The following is an 18,043-nucleotide window of genomic DNA, read 5'->3' as shown; positions in this document are numbered from 1 at the left end:
AGGAGCGCGGCCCCGGAACGTCAAGGGATAGGGGTTGCGGCAAGGGCCGCCCGCACCATATCGGGCGGAAGCGCCATCAGCGTGCCGGTGGCCGTCCAGAGGATCGCGGTTTCGATCCGGCGGTCGGGGTAGATCTGCGCCAGAAGGGCCGCATAGGCGCCCATCTGCCGCAATATCCCCTCTGGCACCTGTTCTGGCCGTTCCGGGACCGTCGCGTTCGACTTGTAGTCGATGGCGAGGATGCGGGCATCTTCCACGATCAGCCGGTCGATGCTGCCGTGAACCATGCGCCCGCCAAGCTCCGGCAGCGCGCCGCTGACCTCCACCTCCAGGAGCGCCTCGCCATCAGGCGCGGTCAGTCCCGGCCCCGCCAGAATCGCGCGGGCAGAGGCAAGAAGATCGCCGTATTCCTCCTCGCCCACCGTGACCGCTGCCCTCTCCTCGCTTTCGCGCCGGATCGCGGCCAGCAGTTCGCCCGCATCCGCCTCGGGCCAGCCGGGCAGCACCTCAAGAAGCCTGTGCAACACCGTCCCGCGCAGCATGGCGCGGTCGGGATCGTCGCCCTCCTCCCCCCCGATGGCCTTGGCGCCGCCGAGCTGGGAGGGGGACAGCGGCTTTTCGGGCGCGGGATGCGTCGCGGGCCGCGCGCGGACCCAATCGGGCAAGGCGGCGGGCGCGACCCCCTCCGCCACCGGGTCGGCCGCCGCCGCCGCGGGCCAGATGCCGCTTTCATGGCGCTGCACCGGCGCGCCATCGAACGCAGGCGGGCTGACATCCCCTGCCCCGGCCTTTTCCAGCCCGTCGCGCACGAGGTCGTACCAGCTTTCGCCATCCGAAGACGGCTCCCCCGCGCCGCAGACGATCAGCCAGCGCTCCGCCCGCGTCATCGCGACGTAGAGAAGCCGCATCCGTTCTTCCCGCTGGCGCCGCTTCACCTCATCGTAAAGCGCGGTCATCTGCGCCGGGCTTTCGTCGGCCCCGGTTTTCCAGACCGCCGCCCCGTCGCGGATCAGCACCTCTGCCCGGATCTCATCGCGCCGCTCGGCGGTGTCGGGCAGGATGACGATCGGCGCCTCAAGCCCCTTCGCACCATGGACCGTCATCACCCGGATCGCGTGCCGGGCGGAATCGGGGCGCCGCTTCACATCGACATCATCCGTGTCTAACCAGGCCAAAAACCCGGTCAGGCTGGGGATATTCGCGCGTTCATAGGCCAGCGCCTGCGCCAGGAACACGTCGATTCCGTCCTCGGCCTCCGGCCCCAGACGGCCGATGAACCTCTTGCGCCCCTGATGCCGCGTCAACATCCGTTCGATCAGCTCATAGGGCCGCAGGAAATCCGCCCGGTCGCGCAGGTCCTTCAGAAGCGCAACGGGACCGGGAAAGGTTTCGGCCTGCCGGGTCAGGGCGTTCCACAGGAACTCCCCCCGCTCGCGCGGCTGGGCAAGGGCGTAAAGCTCCCCCTCGCTCAACCCGAAAAGGGGTGAGCGTAGGACGGCGGCCAGCGACAGATCGTCCTCGGGCAGCGCAAGGAAACCCAGAAGCGCGGTCAGGTCGCGCACCGCAAGCTCTGCGCCAAGCTTCAGCCGGTCGGCGCCCGCAATCTCAAGCCGCGCATCCTTGCAGGCGCGGATGATCTGGTGGAACATCTCCGAGCGCCGCTGCACGAGGATGAGGAAGTCACCCTCATGCACCGGGCGCGGCCCGTCCTTCGTCTCGATCACCGTCCCTGCGTCGATCATCCGCCGAATCTCGCCCGCGATCCGGCGCGCCAGAAGGACGATGTGGTGGTCCTCGCTCAGCAGGTCCTTCGGATCGGTCCAGTCCTCGGCCTCGGGCGCCACCGTCTTCGGCACCAGCGGCCAAAGGTCGACCCGCCCGGCCATCTGCCCGTGATAGGCAACATGGCGCATCGCCCCGCCGACGCCCCGCTGAACCCTTTCGTCAAAGGTCAGATCGACCACCCGCAGGATCGCATCGGCCGAGCGGAAGGAATGTTCCAGTTCAAGCGGCTGAAACGACAGGTTCGCGGCCCGGAACCGTTCCGCGAATTGCCGCCGCATGTCATCGACGACGTCAAGATCGGCGCCCTGGAAGGAATAGATGGACTGCTTCCTGTCGCCGACGACGAAGATCGTCCGTTCGACCTCGCGCACGCCAAGACCGGCGGTGAATTCCTCTGCAAGGCTTTCGATCACCTGCCATTGCGCCGGGCTGGTGTCCTGCGCCTCATCGACAAGGATGTGGTCGATGCCGCCATCCAGCCGGTAAAGCACCCAGGCGGCGACATCCCGGTCAGAGAGCAGTTCCGCGCTTCGCCGGATCAGATCGTCGAAATCGAGCCAGCCGCGCGCCGCCTTGTGCGCCTCATAAAGCGGCAGGAAGACCCCGGCAAAGGCATGCAACGCAGCGCTGCGACGGGCGGCGGCAAGCGCGATACGTCGCGGGCGCGCGGCCTCTACCCGTAGCATCAGCGCTTCGAAAGCGGGCATATGGGGCGCGCAAGGCCCCGTTCTCATCGGCTTGTTCGGGATATTGTCGATCTTGGCAGTGAACGGCCCGGCCTTCGCGCCTTTGCCGAAAAGCAACTTGCCTTCCAGTGCCACAAGGGACGCAAGGCCCCGTGGCTGACCGCGCACCTGGTCAAGACAGTCCGCAAGCTCCTGATCCTTCGTGCCGCCGCCCCGCAAAAGCGGGATCATCGCCGCGAAAAGCGCGTCCTCCCCCCCAAGAAACACCTCGGACAGCAGTGCGCCCTCATCAAAGCCGGGCGGCAGGCCAAAAAGATTGAGGCAGGCGTCAAGGTCAACGGGGCGGGAAAAAGCGTCACTATTCCGGCCGATTTCAGCCGCCAGCGGCCCAAACTCCATGCCGGACACAAGCCCCGCCACGGCATCCAGAACCCTGGCATCCGGGCCAGAGGCGATCTGGTCAATGATCTCTTCCCGCAGCATCCGCGCCGAACGGTCGTCCAGTTCCGTGAAGTTCGGCGAAATCCGCGCCTCGATTGGAAAGCGCCGCAGAAGCCCGGCGCAGAAGGAATGGATCGTCTGGATCTTCAGCCCGCCGGGCGTGTCGATGGCCTTGGCGAAAAGACGCCGGGCCTGACGCAACATCGCCTCGGTCATCGCCCCTTCGATGCCAAGCTTGCCCAGTTCTTCCCGCAGCGGCGCGTCGGGCAGCATGGTCCAGCCGCCCAGCCGGGCGAAAAGCCGGTTCTGCATCTCCGTCGCGGCGGCCTTGGTATAGGTCAGGCACAGGATGCGTTGCGGTTCCGTCCCGCCCAGAAGCAGCCGCGCAACCCGGTCGATCAACACCCGCGTCTTGCCCGACCCGGCATTGGCCGACAGCCAGACCGACCCGGCGGGGTCTGCCGCCTCGATCTGACGCAGGCTGGCAAGGTCTTTCGTCATCCGACATCCTCCGGCGCGGACGGATCGCTCATCTCCCACTCCCCGGCGCGGGCGAGGTGGTCGTAGTCCCCTGCAATCCGCGCCTCGAAAACCGCGCGCCGCGCCGTATAGCCGGTCTCGCGCCGCATATAGGTTGCGATCAGACGCAGCAGCCCGTCCCAGCTGGCGTCGATGATCTCTGGCGTCAGCCGGGCCGAGTGCTCCCCCGCGCCGGAGCCAAGCGCGATATGCGTCGCCCCGGCAACATCGACGCAGTCAAGTGCCGCGAAGGCCCCGCGCTCCGCCATCGCGGCCTCAAGCCGCAACTGTTTGTCGAAATGTTCCTGTTGCTTGACGCTGGGGACCTGGCCGCTTTTGTAATCGTAGATATGCACCCGGCCGTCGGTCAGCAGATCAATCCGGTCCGGCCGGGCGGTGAGCTTGAAATCGACCCTGTCCAGGCCAATTTCGCCCCGATCCTCGATCACAAGCGCACGCCCGGCGGCGGCGCGGGCGGCCTCATCCGCAAGGAACCCGCCCGCGATCCGGTCAAGTTTCGCCAGATACAGTATCCGTGCGCCCGGCCACGGCACCTGTGCGTCGATCACCGACCGGGCGATGCCGCGCAGCCGCCCAAGCGCTGCGCCGATCTCCTCGGGACCGGACCGCTCCTTGATGAATCGCTCCATGATCCTGTGCAGGACGATCCCCCGCAACCGCCCGTCCGGCCGTTGTGCGATCGGCTCCAGCGGGCGAAGCCGCAGGATGCGCTTGGCATAGATCGCATAGGGATCGCGGATCAGCGTCGTGATGTCGGTGACGGGCAGTTCTTTCGGGCGGCTTTCAACCGGCGGGCGTGGGGCGGGGCGACGGGCGGGGGGCATCCGGTGCGCGGCCTCCGGCGCCTCCGCCAAACGGGCGCGTGCAAGCCATTCGGCCCCCCGCGCCACCATCCCGTCCCATGCTGTCGGCCCGGACTGGTCCGGCAAGCCCTTCATCAGGCTCGACAGCCGCGACAGCCAACGCGATGGCACCGTTTCGCTTTCATCGTCCCTGAGCGCGCGGCTGAACACGACCTGCGCCGCACCGGCGGCCTGCTGGAAGTCATGGGCCGAAAGACCGATCTGGCGTTCCGGCGACAAAAGGCCAAGGCGATGCCGCATCTGCCGTGACAGCCACGGGTCCGGTTCCGGCGCGGCGGGCCAGATGCCTTCGTTCAACCCCGCAAGGACGACAAGATCGGCGCCAAGAACGCGCGCCTCAAGCGTGCCGCGGATGGCGATCAGGGGGTGGGCGGCGTCGCTTTGCCGGATCGTGCCGTCCGAGAGACTGGAATCGAGCAGGCCAAGATAGTCAAACCCGCCCATATCCGGCGCCTCACCTGCGCTGGCGGCAAGCGTATCCATGCGCCGACGCGCGGTCTCCCCCGCCTCTTCGCGCCACAACTCGCTCTCCCCGGCGCGCCCCCACGGGCCAGCAGAGATGGCCTCGGCCAAGGCGAGATGCCGGGCGATCCAGTCGCCCAGCGGCTGCTCACCGGCGGGCTTTTCCGGCGCAATCAGGGGCAGCAGCCAGTCGATCCACTCCACCCGATGCGGATCCTCGAAACGCTCCGCCCAGCTCCGAACCGCCGCCGGATCGTCCAGCAACAGCCCCTTGCCCCGCATCCGAAGCTCAAGATCGCGGGTGAACAGAAGATGCCGGCCGCGATCCGCCCCCCCCGTCGCTGTCAGCGGATGCTTCAGAACCGCCAGCACGTCCTGCGGCTCGGCCCGTCGCACGGCCAGCGCAGCCGTCTGCCGCAAAAAGCGGCCCGCGGCGGACTGGATCAGCGGCCGCCCGGCGCTGTCATCCGGGATCAGCCCCCAGCGGTCCAGCGCGGCGGTGACACGCCGGGTCAGCACCCGGTCGGGGGAGATCAGCTGCGCGCGTCGCCCATGTTCGACCGCCTCGCGCAGGATCAGCGCGATGGCGACCGCCTCCTCTCGTGCGTCCTGCGCATGAAGCACGCTGGCGCCTGTCATCGCCGCGGTCAGGTCGCCAAGCTGCGGCCCTTCCGCCAGCCAGCGGTCGGTCACCGGGGCAGGGCGCAGGGCAAGGGAAACGACGCGGTTGCGCGCCGGGTCGGGCGCGGTCTCTGCCTGCCACGGCGCCACGTCGCGTGGCGCAAGGTCGAGCGACCGCAGCAAGGCCCGGTAGCGATACTGCGGATGGTCCTCGGTCGGGAAGGTGCCGGAATCGAGACTTTTCCAGCCATTTTCGGGCAGATCGAAGTCAAAGCCCGGCAGGATCACCGCCCCTTGGGGCAGCCTTGCCACGGCCTGCATGAAGGCAAGCGTCGTCCCGCGCGAACCGGTCGATCCGGCCACCAGAACCGGCCCCGGCGGCGGATCGGACCGCCAGCGTTCCGCCAGCCAGGCCACCACCCGCCTGCGCCGGCCTTCGGCGTCGGGGTGGTCCTCATCGGACAGATAAGCGGTGACGATCCTGAGGAAGGCGAGGCTGCGTTCCCAGTGCCGGGCGTGGTCGGCGGCAAGATCGGGGTCGTTGAAGGCCTCGGGCAAAGCGCCTTCGCCCTGCATCTCTTCCAGCAGGCGGGCGAGGCTGTCGGCAAGGTCGAAGGCGCGCACGCCCGACCCGGTCTCCCCCTCGGATTTAAGCTTGGCGCCGACCAGCTGCATCAACGCGAACCGGCGCGAAAGTGGCGCCTCGGGCAGGGGCAGCCCCGGCACCGGGTCAAGCGCGAGGTCCGAGACAAGGCGAAGGCGCGGCAGGAAATGTGCCTTCCGGTCCGCGAACGCCGCCCGCACGGCGCGCAGCATCCGCCCGGTGTTGAGGTAAAGCGTGACGCGGGCCATCGCCTCGGGCGGCGCGTCCGCCAGTCGGCCGGTCAGCCCGCGCACCACCTCGCGCGGAAATTCCGCGCCGGGCGGCAGCGCGAAGATGCGGGGGCGGTCGCTTGGCTTAAACATGACCCCTCAGTGCCATCTGCGCCTCGGCCAGCGCAATGGCATCCGGGCGCCCGACGTCACAAAATCCGCCGTCATGGACGGTCCCGAAGAGCTTGCCGTCCTGTGCCATCGCGTCCCAGACCGGGTTGAGGGAAAAGACGTCATCGCGAACCGCCGCCACACGCCCGGTCGCGATGATCTGCGCGCCGGTATAGACGTAAGGCCCACCCCGGATCAGGCGGCCGTCCCGCGTCAGGTCAAAATCCCCGTCGCCGCGATAGCCGGTCGCGTCGTCGCGGTGGACAAGGGCCAGTAGCGCCTCCATCCGGTCGGGGAGCCAGGCCGCCCGAAGCTCCTCAAGCGGGTTCCGTCCGAACCAGACGGCATCGGTGTTCATCGTGAAGACCGGCCCCGCCCCCAGCAACGAAAGCGCGGCCTTCAGACCGCCGCCAGTCTCCAGAAGCGTCTCTGTTTCGCGGGAAAAGCGGATATTTCGCCGCATCCTGAGGTAGTCGCGGATCAGCTCGGGCTTGTAATGAAGGTTGACGACGACCTGTGTGATCCCGGCGCCATCCGCCTCGGACAGCGCGTGGTCGATCAGGGGTCGCCCGCCGACGCGGATCAGCGGTTTGGGCAGCGTGTCGGTCAGCGGGGCCATCCGTGTGCCAAGCCCGGCGGCAAACAGCATCAGCGCGTCCGGCATGTGACCATCCTTTCGATCCTGTCGGGCGTCGGTGCGGGAACCGACGCGCGGATGGCCGCGGCAAGGGGGGCAAGGGCGGGGTGGTCCAGATTGGCCTGAAGATGCCCCCAGACACGCGGGATGAAGGCCGCATAGCGCGGCTTGCCCCCCGCGACGATCAGCCGGGCAAAGACGGCAAGGATGCGCAAGGCCCGCTGCGCCCCGATCAGCGCATAGATCGGGCGCAAACGGTCGATCTCCTGCCCGGTGAGCCTGGCAAACAGCTCCAGACAGGCGGCCTCAGTCCCCGGTGCCAGATCGCGCCGCGCGTCTTGCAGGAGAGAGACGAGGTCATAGACCGGGTGGGCGGCGACGGCGTCCTGAAAGTCGATCAGGCCCAGCCGCGCCGATCCCTGTCGGTCGGGCAGCCAGAAAACATTCTCGGCATGGAAATCGCGCAGGCTGATCGTCAGGGGGTCCGCCCCGGCGAGTTGGTCATAAAGCGCCGCCACCTGACCGGGGATGGCGCGGGCGGCGTCGGTGAAGGGCGCATCGAAGGCAGGCAGGTAGGTGTCCGTCAGAAGCGCGGTCAACCCCGCCAGTGCCGGGCCGTCGAGCGGTGTCAGGCCGGTGGGGACGGGCGCGCGCTGAAACTCGGCCAGAAATTCGACGGCGGCGGTGTAAAGCGCCCCTTCCCGCGCCGGGTCCTGTTCCAGCAGGCGGGCGAAAAGACCATCGCCGAAATCCTCCACCAGCAGCAGTTCGGCGTCGATGTCCTTTGCCAACACGGCGGGGGCGGAAAAGCCACGGTCGTTGATCCACCGCGACAGGCGGGCGAAGCGGGCGCTGCTGCCGGGCGCGTCATCGCCCGCGTCCATCAGGATCGCCGTGGCTCCGTCCGGCCGGGCCAGCCGCGCGAAACGCCGGGCCGAGGCATCGCCCGCGACCTCATCCCGGCACGCGTCCGCCCACCCGGCGCGGGCGAGGAAATCCGTGACCTGCGCGGCGTCAGTCAAGGTGCGGCTCCGTCGCCAGACCCTTTAGGATGCCCGCCAGCTTTCGCCACCGCGCCCCGCTGGCCGAAAGCGTCACGCGCCGCGCCTCGGCCTCTTCTGTCGGGGTCAGCGAGATCCGCAGCGCGTCGCGCGGGGCAAGGGCACCCAGCCGGTCGGGCCATTCGACAAGGACGATGGCGCTGCTGAACGCCTCCTCCAGCCCCAGTTCCAGCACCTGCGACACATCGGTCAGCCGGTAAAGATCGCTGTGCCAGACCTCGCCCGCGCCGGTTTCATAGGTCTGGACCAGCGTGAAGGTGGGGGAGGGGATGTTTTCCTGCCGCCCGTCCCGGTCAAGCAGATGGCGGATTGCCGCGCGGCAGAAATGGGATTTCCCGGCCCCGATCGGCCCGTCGATCAGGATGGTATCGCCCGGCTCAAGCACCTCAGCGATGCGTTCGGCCAGCGTGTCCGTCGCCATGGGCGAGGGAAGGACGAAGGTCGTCTCAAGGATCGGGGTCTCTGCGCGCGTCATGCGACGACTCTTACCGCCAGGGCGGGCCGTCGCAAGGCGCATTATGCCTCAGATCGTCTCCGTCACCGGGCGGGTCACCTTATCCTGTATACGATCCGTTTCCGGCGGCAGGGCCGGGGGCGTGGAAAATCCGACCAGCGTCGCACCGCCTTGCAGCGGGATCACGCGGCAATCGACCCTGCGCCCGTCGCGCAGGACCGCGTCGGCATACCAGTCCGCGCGCTCATCGAAGGCGCCGACGAAATCGCGGATGTCGCCCCAGGCGGGGTTGGGCAGGGTCATCGTCTGCCAGTGGCGCACCGCGTCGAGGATACGGATGGAGCCGAGCGTGGCGGCCGGGTCGACCTTCCACAGCGCCGCATAGGCCGCGTTCGACATGATCATGTCGCCCGCTGCCGAAAAGACCGCGATCGCCTCATCCAGCGTGTCGATCACCGTCTGGCTCAGCTGAAGCTCTGACCGGAAGTTCTGCGTCATCTCGATTTCGGTGCTGATATCCTCGAAAAGAAAGGCCAGCGATCCGTCGGCATGGGGATGGCCCGTCACCCGGTAGGTCCGGCCGGTGGGAAGAATCCACGTCTCCTCGAACTGACCGGAGGAGGCGGCGCGCTCAAGCTCTGCCATCTGCTGACGCCAGAGGCTGTAATCCTTTGGTTCGGGGATGATGCGCGCCTCGCGCAGGTGGTCGAGGAAGGTGGGAAGGCCGGGTCGGGCCGACAGGAAGTCGAACTCAAGCCCCGTCAGGTCCAGAAGCGCGGGGTTGAACAGCTGAAGCCGCCGGCTGCGGTCAAAGATGGCCAGCCCGATGGGGACATGGGCAAAGGTCTTGGTCAGCGTCTGGACGAATTCGCGCTGCGAGCGTTCGGCCCGGACGGCGCTGTCGGCGGGGATCGCGTAATAAAGCGTACCTTCGCCCGAGGCATAGCTGTGACAGTCGTACCAGGCCTCTTCCATATGATCGGTGCGGCCGATGGAGATTCGGCGCGACACATCGGTATGCGGGGCGTGATGGACGAAAAGCGCCGGGATGGGCCAGGTCAGATCGTCCTCGGTCAACCCGTCCCGCTCCATCAGCTTGTCGAGATAGGCGGTGTTGGCCCAGACGATCGTCCCCTTGTCGTCGGTGCGCCAGATCAGCATCGGCGCCTGCGACAGGCATTCGCGCAGTTCCGTCAGCTCCTGCTCCTGCGCGCGCAGGCAGATACCCTCTACAAGGACGCCGATGCCGGGATGGGTGGTGTCATTGACGGTCAGCCGGGTCAGGCCGCCGAACCATTCGGCCTTGACCGAAAGGGCGCTGTCCATGTCCCCGGCCAGCTCGACCTCTCCCCCGTCCTGCGGATGGGCAAGAAGATTGGGCAGCCCGTCGATGGAGCGCGAGAGATAGTCGGTCAACCGGCCCCAATCGGACCGTTCACCGACAAGGCTGGACAGAAGGGCGCGCGCGGGTCGGGTGGCATCGACAAGCTCTTTGCCTTCGAACAGAAAGACCGCCTGTTCAAGGTAGCCATCCCCCTCTGGCAACAGGGCGGGCTGGCGTCGCGCCGTGCCGGTCAGGCGCGGCAGGATGAAAAGCGCGATTGAGGCGGCGGCGAGAGAGGAAAAGAAGATTGTCGCCGCGAGAACGAAGGACGAGAGCATAATAGATCGGTCTTCCCAATTTAACCGTCTGCCCCCGGCGTTAAGTTTTTCGAAAAAGGGTTAAGGAGCGGTTAATCGGCTTGCCGAGGTCGTCACGGACCGAAGGGGCTGTTCTCCCCCTGCATAAGGGTATCCCCCGCCTCGATCATCGCGCGCGGCCAGGTGACCTCTACCACCGCGCCGGAGCGCTGGGGCTTTTCCTCATCGGTCAGGAACGGGTCGGTGCCGTTGGAAAAGACCAGCCGCGCGCCGGTCCGCTCCAACAACGTCTTGGCGATGAAAAGGCCAAGGCCCATGCCGTCATAGCCGGGCCTGCGATCTGCCCCCTCGCTTTCGCGCCGGTGCCGGACGAAGGGGTCGCCGATCCGGGGCAGCACATGGGGCGGATAGCCCGGCCCGTCATCGGTGATGCGGATCGTGATGCGATCCCCGGTCCATGACAGGTCAATCCACACCCGGCTTTCGGCGAAATCGACGGCATTCTGGACAAGGTTCCGCAGCCCGTGGATCACCTCGGGCCTGCGCAGGATGGTCGGCTGGCGGCGTAGCTCGGGGTCAGGCTCATCGGGATGGAAAACCAGTGTCTTTCCACGCCCGGAATGGGGGTCCGCCGCCTCGCGCATCACGGCCGAAAGCGGCGCGCTGCGCATCAGAAGATCGTCCTTTCCGGCCCGCCCCATGGACCGCAGGATGTCCCGGCACCGATCCGCCTGCTCGCGGACAAGCTCGGCATCCGCGCGCAGGTCTGGCTGGCTGTCGAGATCGGCGATCATCTCGGTACTCACCAGCTTGATCGTTGCGAGCGGTGTGCCAAGCTCATGCGCGGCGGCGGCCACGACGCCGCCCAGATCGGTCAGCTTCTGTTCCCGCGCCAGCGCCATCTGCGTGGCCAGAAGCGCCCGGCTCATCGACTGCATTTCCGAGGCGACGCGGCGGGCATAGACGCCAAGGAAGGCGACGCCGGTGACGATGGCCAGCCAGAAGCCGAAGCTGAAAAGCCACGGCACCTCGATCGCCGCCCCGCCCTGAACGTGCAGCGGCAGGTGGAAAAGGGCCACCACCGTCACCAGCGCGATGGTCACCACCGCGATGAAGGCCGTCGCGCGCGTCTGAAGCGCCGTCGCGGCAATCGTCGCAGGCGCAAGGATCAGCAGAGCGAAAGGGTTGTTCAGCCCGCCGGTGAGGAACAACAGCAGCGAAAGCTGAAGCGTATCGAAAAGAAGCGCGATCAGCGCGCCGCGTTCGGTCAGCCGCGTGTTCTGCGGGTAGAACAGGATCGACGCGACGTTGAAGGCAATCGCCGCCGCCACCACGCCAAAGGTCATCAGCAGGTGAAATTCGATCTGGTAATAGCGCCAGGCTACCAGAATCGCGGCCGATTGCCCGACAATCGCCATCCATCGCAAGAGGATCAGCGTCCGTAGCCGGACCCAGTCGCTTGGCCCGCCCAGCGTCTGATCCAGGGTGCGGGCGGTGTTTCCCGTCGGGGAGAAGACATCAATCATGTTTGTTCATATTGTCACATCTGGTGGTGGGGCAATTGATAGTCTGGCCCCGATGCGCGATCAATGCGGCCAGACAAACGGGGGAATGACCATGAATGTATCGACACGCAGCATTGCCATTGCGGCCGTCGCCGTGACTGCGGTCGCGCTCGTCTCCATTTATGCCGTCTCAAAGCGGCAGGGGTCGGACAAATTCGCCGCTTGCCGCGCCTCGACCGTGGCCGGGGGGCCGGGGACCATCGGCGGGCCTTTCACGCTGACCGATGAGAATGGAAAGCGCGTGACGGACAAGGACGTGCTGAACCAGCCGAGCATCGTTTATTTCGGCTATACTTTCTGCCCCGACATTTGCCCGGCCGATACCGCGCGCAATGCCGAGGCGACCGACGCGCTTGAAGAAATGGGCTATATGCTTCAGCCGGTTTTCATTTCCGTCGATCCCGGTCGCGATAAACCCGAGGTTTTGAAGGAATGGACAGATTACATCCATCCCCGGATGCTGGGCCTGACCGGATCGGCCGAGGAAATCGCCGCCGTCGCGAAGGAATACAAGACCTATTTCCGCGTCCCCGACGATACCTCTGATCCCTATTACATCGTGGATCACATGACGCAGACCTATCTGATGCTGCCGAATGAAGGCTTCGTGGAATTCTACGACCGCGAAATGGACCCCGAGGCGATGGCCGCCAGCATCGCCTGCTTTCTTGAGGCTGACGCCAAGTCAAATTGACCGCGCCGGGCGCTGCGCCTAAAGTCGGCGAAAAAGAACGCGAGGACATCCATGCCCGACGAACTGAAACCCGATCTCGGGCCTGATCCCAGCTTGCTTCTGGTCGATGATGACGTGCCTTTCGTAACGCGCCTTGCCCGCGCGATGGAAAAGCGTGGGTTCACCCCGGAAACCGCCGAAAGCGTTGAGGCGGGGAAAATCGCCGCCTCTACCCGCCCGCCGGCCTATGCGGTCGTCGACCTGCGGCTGGGCGATGGAAACGGCCTCGACGTCGTGGAAACCCTGCGCGAACACCGGCCGGATTGCCGCGTCGTTATCCTGACCGGATATGGCGCCATTGCCACCGCAGTGGCCGCGGTCAAGATCGGCGCCGTCGATTATCTCTCCAAGCCTGCCGACGCCAACGACATCGCCAATGCGCTTCTGGCCGAGGGCGAATCCCACCCCGCGCCGCCGGAAAACCCCATGTCGGCTGACCGTGTGCGTTGGGAACATATCCAGCGGGTTTACGAACTTTGCGACCGCAATATTTCCGAAACCGCCCGCCGTTTAAATATGCACCGGCGGACGCTTCAGCGAATTCTTGCGAAAAGAAGCCCGAAATAGCCTATTGCGGCCAATTATCCAAAAGCACAGCTTGAAAGGATCGCGGTAATTCCTTTATCTCGCTCTTGCGTGGGATTTTGAGCAGGAGAGACTATGCCGATTGATCTGGAAAAGATGTCCCTGAAAGAGCTGAAAGCGCTTCAGGGTCAGGTGACCCGTCACATCGCGGATTTCGAAGAACGCCGCAAACGCGAGGCGCGGAAGGAACTTGAAGACAAGGCACGCGACCTCGGGTTTTCCCTTGAAGAGATCGTGGGCGCCAAACCCTCGCGCAAGCGCGCCCCTGCCAAGGCGAAATACGCCAACCCGGCCAATAAATCCGAAACCTGGAGCGGCCGTGGCCGTCGTCCGCGTTGGGTTGAGGCGGCTCTGAAATCCGGCAAGAAACTCGAAGACCTGGCGATCTAGACCGAGGTCTTGAGCCATTTCAAGAACTGACGCGCCGGGTGCCTGATAACGCCCGGCGGCGTCACGATATAATAGGCCGGGCCTTCGTCATTGCCCTCAAAGGCGATCTGAAGGCGGCCCTGCTGCACGTCCTCTTCGACCAGCGCCCGGCTGATGACATGCAGGCCAAGCCCCTGCCGCGCCGCGCCAAGGGCCAGTTCCTCGGTCGCGAATTCCCGGATCGCCAGCGTGCCAAGGTCCAGCCCAAGCTGCGAGGACAGCCAGTGCCGGTGTTCGGGCCAGTCCTGTTCCAGGATCACCGGCATCTTCGCCACCTCGTCCCGGTCAAGCACCGCGCGCCCCGCCATCAGGTCCGGCGTCGCGACGATCACATAGCGCGCGGTGGTCAGGAACTCGGCCTCGACCCCCGGCCATTTGCCGCGTCCGAAACGTATGGCGAAATCGAACCCCTCGCGGGCAAGGTCGGCAAGGCGGTGATCGGGGCTAAGCGTCACCTGAATCTCGGGGTGAATGCGTGAGAACCGGGCAAGACGCGGCATCAGCCAGTTGGCGGCAAAGCTGGGCGACAGGCTGATCGCGACGGGGCGGTCGGCGCGGGCGCGGGTGATCTCTACCGCCGCCTGGATGGCCATGAAGCCGTTTGTCAGCTCGGCCGACAGCGCCCGGCCCTTCTCCGTCAGGCTCAGCGCGCGGCCGTCGCGATAGATCAGCGCCTCGCCCAGCTCACGCTCCAGCGCGCGGACCTGCTGGGCGATGGCGGCATGGGTCACATTCAGCGCCCGTCCCGCCGCGCTGAACCCGCCAAGCCGTGCTGCCGCCTCAAACGCGCGCAAGCCGGAAAGCGAGGGCAGGGTGATCCAGTCGGGGCCGTTCATATGATAATTCAGCTTACATATCGGAAGATCAGTTGACTCACGGATCTTCGCATCAATGGGCAATACTTCAAACCATGATCTGTCATGGAGAGAAGAAATGTTACTGATACTCGCAGATGTCTACCGCATCGCCACCTTTCGCCGGGATGACCGCCCGCCGACGTCGGACCGCCCGGACCCCTGCGCCGACCGGCGCCAGAGAAAAAGCTGGCTGAACCTTGCCGGGCTGCGGCTTTAGCCCGTGGCGATCTCGGACAACAGGGCTGCGTGCCGGGCGACAAAATCGGCACGCACCTCTTTCGGGGGACGCAACCGGATGGTCAGGTCACGCGCCAAACCGGCGGTGGCCTCGGGTCGGCCGAAATACTTGTCCGCCTCGGCGCGGGTGAACCCGGCGATGTGAACCGCCTCAAGCCAGGCGGAAACCTTGTCGGCCTTCTTGATCTCTTTCTTGATCGCGACCGGCAGGGTCGCGGGCAGGCCAAAGCGCAGGTGAACCGCTGCTGTCAGCCGGTCGTCCAGCGCCCCGTAGCCCGGCCCGATTGCCGCCTTCACCGGGCTGATCATATCGCCGATGACATATTCCGGCGCGTCATGCAAAAGCGCGGCCAGCTTCCAGCGCGCAGAAATCCCCGGATTGGCCCGTTCGAACAACTGTTCGACCAAGAGCGAGTGTTCCGCGACCGAATAGGGCCAGTCCCCCATCGTCTGCCCGTTCCAGCGCGCGACGAAGGACAACCCGTGGGCGATGTCCTCGATCTCGATATCCACGGGCGTCGGGTCAAGCAGGTCAAGCCGCCGTCCCGAAAGCATCCGTTGCCAGGCGCGCGGAGTTTTCATCGTCGCCACCTCCCGATTGCGCCCCGACCCCTCGCCTCGGCGCTGTCCTTTTCCTTCGAACCGCGTGAAAGTGCGTTTCGGGTTCTCGTTGAGAGAGCACGTATCAGAATCCGAACGAAACAAGTTCGAATTCTGATTCAGCGCAAACCCGAAATGCTATAGTGCGAACCGCACCGAATGACTATCGGGATATTCGCCCGCCGATGACGCCGCAGGACAGCCGACAGATCGAATTGCTGCGGGTTTTCTGCATCGTCGCGATGATGTGGGTCCATGTCAGCCCCGGCCTGTCGCGGCCGAGCATCGTCAATGGCGGCGATTATGCGCTGGTCGGGCTGCTTCTGGGCGATACGCTGGGCCGGATCAGCGTCTCCCTTCTCAGCTTCATCAGCGGTTATCTCTTCTGGCAGCGCGCGCGGGGGCTGACGGTGCCGAAGGTCGCCTGGCGGCGGTTCGAAAGCATCATTATCCCGGCCCTGGTCTGGAGCGCGATCTACCTTGTCCTTGCCGCCGCGAAGGAAGGGGCCACGGGTACGCCCGCCTCGGTCTTTCGTCGCACCGATACCTCGCTGATGGACGCCATCAACGCCTGGGCCGGGCTGACGGGGCCGACTGCGAATGTATCGCTTTTCTTCCTGCGGGATCTTTTCGTTTCGACCCTGATCCTGCGGATTCTGTTGCCTCTGATCGACCGCGCCCCGCATGTCATGGTCGCCGTGGCGCTTCTTCTGGGCGGTTTTGGCGATCATCTGCAACCGCTGATCTTCCGCGATGGCATCCTGCAATTCGTGATCCTTGGGGGGTGCCTTGCACGGCTCGGCATCTCTCTCGCCACGCTGTCCCGGCCCTCAATCGGTCTGGCCTTCGGCTATCTTTTCATCCTTGCCGGATGGGGTCTGGCCGATCTGCCGGATGGATGGCTGACCATGTTTCAGGTCCCCCTTCTGCTGCGGCGGCTGGGGATTTGCCTTCTGACGCTGTCGCTGATCTCTGCCGTCCTCTGGCTGTTGCCGCACAGCACCGCCCCCCGGATCGGCCGGGCAACCTTTCTGGCCTATCTGCTGCATGTGCCGCTGATCGGTGTGCTTTGGGTGATCTGGCTGCGCCTCGTCGGAAATGAGATGCGGCCAAGCTACCTGATCTTCTATCTGACCATGCCCTTCGTGTCGCTGTTCGCGGGCCGCCTCCTGAACCGGCTATTGGACGCCGCCACGCCGACAATCCAGATCGCGCTGCGGGGAAAGGTTCGCCCGGAAACCTCTTCGCGCGCTGCTTGATTGCCGCCTGCCGCCCGGAGTGGTAATTGGACCGCCAAAGACAGACATTGAGGAGTACGGCGGATGCCGAAAGATTATATCGTCCGGGACATCGGACTGGCCGGGTTCGGCCGCAAAGAGCTTGATATTGCCGAGACGGAGATGCCGGGCCTGATGGCGCTGCGCGAGGAGTATGGCACCAAACAGCCGCTGAAGGGCGCGCGGATCGCCGGGTCCCTGCACATGACGATCCAGACCGCGGTCCTGATCGAAACGCTCACCGCGCTGGGCGCGGATGTGCGCTGGGCCTCGTGCAACATCTTCTCCACCCAGGACCACGCCGCCGCCGCCATTGCGCAAAGCGGTGTCCCGGTCTTCGCCATCAAGGGCGAAACGCTTGAGGATTACTGGGCCTATACCGACAAGATCTTCCAGTTCCCGGAAGGCACCTGCAACATGATCCTCGACGATGGCGGGGACGCGACGCTTTACATCCTGATGGGTGCGCGGGTCGAGGCCGGTGAAACGGGCCTGATCGAGACGCCGACCTCGGAAGAGGAAGTGTGCCTGTTCAACCAGATCAAGAAGCGTCTGAAGGAAACCCCCGGCTGGTTCACCAAACAGCGCGAGGCGATCAAGGGCGTCTCCGAGGAAACCACCACCGGCGTTCACCGCCTTTATGACCTGCACAAGAAGGGCCTGCTGCCCTTCCCGGCGATCAACGTGAACGACTCTGTCACCAAGTCGAAATTCGACAACAAGTATGGCTGCAAGGAAAGCCTTGTCGATGGCATCCGCCGCGCCACCGACGTGATGATGGCCGGCAAGGTCGCCGTGGTCTGCGGCTATGGCGATGTCGGCAAAGGGTCTGCTGCGTCGCTCCGTGGCGCCGGCGCCCGCGTGAAGGTGACCGAGGTCGATCCGATCTGCGCGCTTCAGGCGGCGATGGACGGGTTTGAGGTTGTCGTGCTGGAAGACGTCGTGGATGACGCCGACATCTTCATCACCACCACCGGCAACAAGGACGTGATCCGTATCGAGCATATGCGCGCGATGAAGGACATGGCCATCGTCGGCAATATCGGCCACTTCGACAACGAAATTCAGGTCGCCGCGCTGAAGAACCACAAATGGACCAACATCAAGGACCAGGTGGACATGATCGAGATGCCATCGGGCGCGCGGATCATCCTTCTGTCCGAAGGCCGCCTGCTGAACCTTGGCAATGCCACCGGGCATCCGTCCTTCGTGATGTCGGCCTCCTTCACCAACCAGGTTCTGGCGCAGATCGAGCTTTGGACCAAGTCGGCGGAGTACAAGCCGGGCGTCTATATCCTGCCCAAGCACCTCGACGAAAAGGTCGCGCGCCTGCACCTGAAGAAGATCGGCGTGAAACTGACCGAGCTTCGCAAGGATCAGGCCGATTATATCGGCGTCGCGGTCGAAGGCCCGTTCAAGTCGGACCACTACCGCTACTGACAGGTTGCGGGTGTCGGCGGCGGAAACCTGCCGCCGACACCCCGAAACTCCACGATCTGGGCCAATGCGGCCATTTTTCCCCCTGACAACCGCAGGACATTGCGCTTTTCCTTTGCCGGGCGCTGAGGTTGCCCGTAACCTCCGC

General features: G+C 65.5%; 15 protein-coding genes. 6 read left to right on the top strand and 9 right to left on the bottom strand.

Translation table 11 applies throughout. The annotated features are described in order from the left end of the window. Positions 1-20 precede the first annotated feature (20 nt). From addA to regB, 7 genes are all read right to left on the bottom strand, one after another. Positions 21-3,413: a double-strand break repair helicase AddA gene (gene addA / locus LX70_RS10865; RefSeq protein WP_105514792.1), complete on the bottom strand. Its 3,393-nt coding sequence runs from the start codon at positions 3,411-3,413 to the stop codon at positions 21-23. Then, complete coding sequence (gene addB / locus LX70_RS10860) at positions 3,410-6,364, bottom strand: double-strand break repair protein AddB (protein ID WP_105514791.1); 2,955 nt, start codon at positions 6,362-6,364, stop codon at positions 3,410-3,412. The genes addA and addB overlap by 4 nt, the downstream gene beginning before the upstream one ends. Next, positions 6,357-7,046, bottom strand: coding sequence for a nucleotidyltransferase family protein (locus LX70_RS10855; protein ID WP_105514790.1), 690 nt, complete (start codon positions 7,044-7,046; stop codon positions 6,357-6,359). Before LX70_RS10855 ends, addB begins: the two co-directional genes overlap by 8 nt. After that, entirely contained in the window at positions 7,031-8,041 is a 1,011-nt protein-coding gene (locus LX70_RS10850; RefSeq protein ID WP_105514789.1) for an aminoglycoside phosphotransferase family protein, read from the bottom strand. Before LX70_RS10850 ends, LX70_RS10855 begins: the two co-directional genes overlap by 16 nt. After that, positions 8,034-8,555, bottom strand: coding sequence for a tRNA (adenosine(37)-N6)-threonylcarbamoyltransferase complex ATPase subunit type 1 TsaE (tsaE, locus tag LX70_RS10845; RefSeq protein ID WP_105514788.1), 522 nt, complete (start codon positions 8,553-8,555; stop codon positions 8,034-8,036). The genes LX70_RS10850 and tsaE overlap by 8 nt, the downstream gene beginning before the upstream one ends. 48 nt (positions 8,556-8,603) lie before the next feature. Next, positions 8,604-10,196, bottom strand: coding sequence for a PAS-domain containing protein (locus tag LX70_RS10840; protein ID WP_105514787.1), 1,593 nt, complete (start codon positions 10,194-10,196; stop codon positions 8,604-8,606). 92 nt (positions 10,197-10,288) lie between these two features. Further along, positions 10,289-11,701 (bottom strand): sensor histidine kinase RegB, encoded by a 1,413-nt coding sequence (gene regB / locus LX70_RS10835; protein ID WP_105514786.1) that lies wholly within the window; start codon positions 11,699-11,701, stop codon positions 10,289-10,291. A 91-nt stretch (positions 11,702-11,792) separates the two neighbouring features. Between regB and LX70_RS10830 the strand changes: the two genes are divergently transcribed. From LX70_RS10830 to LX70_RS10820, 3 genes are all read left to right on the top strand, one after another. Then, on the top strand, positions 11,793-12,434 hold the full coding sequence (locus LX70_RS10830; protein ID WP_105514978.1) for an SCO family protein: 642 nt from the start codon (positions 11,793-11,795) through the stop codon (positions 12,432-12,434). Between the two features lie 51 nt (positions 12,435-12,485). Beyond that, entirely contained in the window at positions 12,486-13,040 is a 555-nt protein-coding gene (locus LX70_RS10825; protein WP_105514785.1) for an ActR/PrrA/RegA family redox response regulator transcription factor, read from the top strand. A 93-nt stretch (positions 13,041-13,133) separates the two neighbouring features. Next, positions 13,134-13,448, top strand: coding sequence for an H-NS histone family protein (locus tag LX70_RS10820; protein WP_105514784.1), 315 nt, complete (start codon positions 13,134-13,136; stop codon positions 13,446-13,448). Here LX70_RS10820 and LX70_RS10815 read toward each other — a convergent pair. Further along, the gene (locus LX70_RS10815; RefSeq protein WP_105514783.1) at positions 13,445-14,323 is read right to left on the bottom strand and encodes a LysR substrate-binding domain-containing protein; all 879 of its coding nucleotides are present in this window, start codon (positions 14,321-14,323) and stop codon (positions 13,445-13,447) included. The two genes, LX70_RS10820 and LX70_RS10815, sit on opposite strands and share 4 nt — an antisense overlap. Before the next feature lie 97 nt (positions 14,324-14,420). Between LX70_RS10815 and LX70_RS20750 the strand changes: the two genes are divergently transcribed. Then, positions 14,421-14,561, top strand: coding sequence for a hypothetical protein (locus tag LX70_RS20750; RefSeq protein ID WP_170076177.1), 141 nt, complete (start codon positions 14,421-14,423; stop codon positions 14,559-14,561). On the opposite strand, the gene LX70_RS10810 is transcribed toward LX70_RS20750, so the two are convergent. Next, positions 14,558-15,163 carry an HD domain-containing protein gene (locus tag LX70_RS10810; protein ID WP_105514782.1) on the bottom strand — a complete coding sequence of 202 codons (606 nt, stop codon included), beginning with the start codon at positions 15,161-15,163 and terminating at the stop codon, positions 14,558-14,560. The two genes, LX70_RS20750 and LX70_RS10810, sit on opposite strands and share 4 nt — an antisense overlap. 203 nt (positions 15,164-15,366) lie before the next feature. Between LX70_RS10810 and LX70_RS10805 the strand changes: the two genes are divergently transcribed. Together LX70_RS10805 and ahcY are read left to right on the top strand one after the other, a co-directional pair. Next, positions 15,367-16,440: an acyltransferase family protein gene (locus tag LX70_RS10805; protein WP_105514781.1), complete on the top strand. Its 1,074-nt coding sequence runs from the start codon at positions 15,367-15,369 to the stop codon at positions 16,438-16,440. A gap of 63 nt (positions 16,441-16,503) precedes the next feature. Next, positions 16,504-17,898, top strand: coding sequence for an adenosylhomocysteinase (ahcY, locus tag LX70_RS10800; RefSeq protein WP_105514780.1), 1,395 nt, complete (start codon positions 16,504-16,506; stop codon positions 17,896-17,898). The last annotated feature ends 145 nt before the right edge of the window (positions 17,899-18,043 follow it).

The organism is Albidovulum denitrificans, assembly GCF_002973535.1.
GTDB lineage: Bacteria > Pseudomonadota > Alphaproteobacteria > Rhodobacterales > Rhodobacteraceae > Albidovulum > Albidovulum denitrificans.
The sequence above is the reverse complement of the archived record's forward strand: the minus strand, read 5'-3'. Positions and strand labels throughout refer to the sequence as shown.

Coding starts and splice junctions, on each gene's coding strand:
- addA (WP_105514792.1), bottom strand. CDS start 3,413: ATGACGAAAGACCTTGCCAGCCTGCGTCAGATCGAGGCGGCAGACCCC.
- addB (WP_105514791.1), bottom strand. CDS start 6,364: ATGTTTAAGCCAAGCGACCGCCCCCGCATCTTCGCGCTGCCGCCCGGC.
- LX70_RS10855 (WP_105514790.1), bottom strand. CDS start 7,046: ATGCCGGACGCGCTGATGCTGTTTGCCGCCGGGCTTGGCACACGGATG.
- tsaE (WP_105514788.1), bottom strand. CDS start 8,555: ATGACGCGCGCAGAGACCCCGATCCTTGAGACGACCTTCGTCCTTCCC.
- LX70_RS10840 (WP_105514787.1), bottom strand. CDS start 10,196: ATGCTCTCGTCCTTCGTTCTCGCGGCGACAATCTTCTTTTCCTCTCTC.
- regB (WP_105514786.1), bottom strand. CDS start 11,701: ATGATTGATGTCTTCTCCCCGACGGGAAACACCGCCCGCACCCTGGAT.
- LX70_RS10830 (WP_105514978.1), top strand. CDS start 11,793: ATGAATGTATCGACACGCAGCATTGCCATTGCGGCCGTCGCCGTGACT.
- LX70_RS10825 (WP_105514785.1), top strand. CDS start 12,486: ATGCCCGACGAACTGAAACCCGATCTCGGGCCTGATCCCAGCTTGCTT.
- LX70_RS10820 (WP_105514784.1), top strand. CDS start 13,134: ATGCCGATTGATCTGGAAAAGATGTCCCTGAAAGAGCTGAAAGCGCTT.
- LX70_RS10815 (WP_105514783.1), bottom strand. CDS start 14,323: ATGAACGGCCCCGACTGGATCACCCTGCCCTCGCTTTCCGGCTTGCGC.
- LX70_RS20750 (WP_170076177.1), top strand. CDS start 14,421: ATGTTACTGATACTCGCAGATGTCTACCGCATCGCCACCTTTCGCCGG.
- LX70_RS10810 (WP_105514782.1), bottom strand. CDS start 15,163: ATGAAAACTCCGCGCGCCTGGCAACGGATGCTTTCGGGACGGCGGCTT.
- LX70_RS10805 (WP_105514781.1), top strand. CDS start 15,367: ATGACGCCGCAGGACAGCCGACAGATCGAATTGCTGCGGGTTTTCTGC.
- ahcY (WP_105514780.1), top strand. CDS start 16,504: ATGCCGAAAGATTATATCGTCCGGGACATCGGACTGGCCGGGTTCGGC.